The organism is Hydrogenivirga sp., from assembly GCF_056450045.1.
This window is the reverse complement of record NZ_JBWONM010000082.1, coordinates 1-2,268: the sequence shown is the minus strand read 5'-3', so window position 1 is coordinate 2,268 and position 2,268 is coordinate 1. Positions and strand designations below refer to the sequence as shown.

Annotated in this window: 3 protein-coding genes; all 3 read right to left on the bottom strand. The window is 51.5% G+C overall.

All coding sequences use genetic code 11. The features are described from left to right. Nucleotides 1-102 precede the first annotated feature (102 nt). Nucleotides 103-771 carry a phosphate signaling complex protein PhoU gene (gene phoU, locus AC1HCM_RS03450; RefSeq protein WP_479460383.1) on the bottom strand — a complete coding sequence of 223 codons (669 nt, stop codon included), beginning with the start codon at nucleotides 769-771 and terminating at the stop codon, nucleotides 103-105. An 11-nt stretch (nucleotides 772-782) separates the two neighbouring features. After that, nucleotides 783-1,430, bottom strand: a complete 648-nt coding sequence (gene deoC / locus AC1HCM_RS03445; RefSeq protein ID WP_479460382.1) for a deoxyribose-phosphate aldolase — start codon at nucleotides 1,428-1,430, stop codon at nucleotides 783-785. Further along, the coding region (locus tag AC1HCM_RS03440; protein WP_479460381.1) for a phosphorylase family protein at nucleotides 1,421-2,268 on the bottom strand (848 nt) is incomplete at its 5' end. The genes deoC and AC1HCM_RS03440, both read right to left, overlap by 10 nt.

Sequence of the window (2,268 nt, the reverse complement as noted above, 5' to 3'; positions counted from 1 at the left end):
AGGAGGATGTAGTAGTTGGCGTAGGGGAGGTTGCGGAGGTTCTTTATAAAGAGGATGTTTACAACTACGAGGGCAAGGAGAAGTATTAAGAGGGATAAGAGTTTACGCTTCACCTTCTTCTTTTATCCTGTGGTGTTTTATCATCTCTCCCTCAGCCCAGTATATAGCCATCTCAGCTATGTTCTCCGCGTGATCCGCTATCCTCTCAAAGTGTCTGGCTACGAAGGAGAGGTGTATGACCTTCTTAATGTTCCTTGGGTCCTCCATAACGTAGGTTATCAGCTCCCTCTCAAGCTGGTGGTAGAGCTCATCAACGAAGTCGTCCTTCTCAATTATCTTCTTTGCAAGGAGGGTGTCCCTCTGGAGGAAGGAGATAACGCTATCACTCACCATCTCCTTAACTATCTGAGCCATCATGGTGAGGTTCACGTAGGGCTTTAGAGGAGGCTCCTGGGCAAGGAATATTGACCGCTCCGCTATGTTCTCCGCTTCGTCTCCCATTCTCTCAAGATCAGAAACTATCTTGTATATGCCCATAACCAGTCTCAGGTCGGAGGCTTCGGGCTGGTAGAGTGCCACCATCCTTATACACCTTCTCTCTATCTCAACCTCAAGGGAGTCAATCTCGTCATCCCCCTTTATTATCTCCTCCGCAAGCTCAACGTCCTGCTCGTTTAGGGACTTTATAGCCTTATCAATGGCACCCTGTACCAGCTTGGCCATCTTGACAACGAGCTCCTTCGCTTCCTCAAGCTCTTCCAAAAATTTCATGACTAAATAATTTACATCCCTTTGTATTCCTTGTAAATCTTGAAGCCACTGCTCGTTCCGAGCCTGTCAGCCCCAGCCTCAATCATGGCGAGGGCTGTCTTGAGGTCCCTTATACCGCCTGCAGCCTTTACCTTCAGCCTATCACCCACGGTCTTCTTCAGGAGCCTAACGTCCTCAAGGGTAGCTCCTGAGGGTCCGAAGCCCGTTGAGGTCTTCACGAAGTCAACCCCAGCACTCAGACAAAGCTCCGCAGCCTTTACCTTCTCCTCATCGGAAAGATAACAGGTCTCAATTATTACCTTAACTACAGCACCACTCTCCCTCTTCAGAGCCTTAAGCTCCTCTTCAACGTAGGAGAACTTCCCCGTCTTGAAGGCTGAGATGTTCATGACCACATCAAGCTCCTGTGCCCCTTCCTCAACAGCCCTGAGAGCCTCGTGGAGCTTGACCTCTTTGGAGCTCAGTCCCAGAGGAAAGCCAACCACCGAACACACCTTTATACCACCAGAGGCGACCTCAGAAGCCAACCTGACGTGGTAGGGGTTTACACATACGGCGTAGAAGCCTACGCGTGCTGACTCCCTGACGAAGTCCTCAACGTCCCTTTCCGAGACGTTTGGCTTGAGTATGGAGTTGTCTATGTACCTTCTCAGGTCCAACCTCTCAACCTCCTCAGGGCGTTCAGGGCTATCTCTGCCGCTTCCTTTACCTTCTCCCTGTAGTTAAAGAGGAACTTCTCCTCCGGTCTCTTGTCTATAGTCGGGCACACAACACCCGCCCTGTGCCCCAAGGGGTACATGAAGTGGAGAAGAAAGCTTGCCTCCATCTCCATATTTTCAAACCTAAGCCCCTCAATACCTGTGTTCTGTCTTGATAGGTGTACATCAATGTCTGGAACCGTGAGGGGTATTCGGGACACCTGCCTTCCCTGGTTTGCGAAGAAGCCAGAGTTGGACACAGTGACACCCCTCCTGTAGCTCGCTCCCATCTCCTCGGCGGACTCAACGAGGGCGCTCACAACATCCGGATGGGCTTTGGAGGCGTAGGGGTGTATTTTTCCTTTGAATCTGGAGTCCTCAGATATAACGCCCTCAAGGGCGTCCTTCACAGACTCCTCAAGGAGCCTGCACTCATCGTCGGGAAGGGGCGCATCGTAAAAGAGTCCTGTGTTGTCAAGACCGACCGCATACTCGGTGATTATCTGGGTTCCAAGGGGAGTGTCGGGCTGGAGCCCCCCTGAGGTTCCAACCCTGATTATGTTTATCTTGGGGATGTCCTCCTTCCTACTCATACTCTGGAAATCTACCTCGTGGAGGGCGACTATCTCGTTTATGACTATCTCAAGGGAAGGGGTCCCCATACCGGAGGTAGTGACGGAAACCCTCTGCCCCCAATCAGTGTAGCCTGTTACTGTTCTAAGTCCCCTGTGCTCCCTGTTCACCTCAACACCCCTGAAGAAGTTCCTTGCTATGAAGAGAGCCCTGTGGGGGTCCCCAA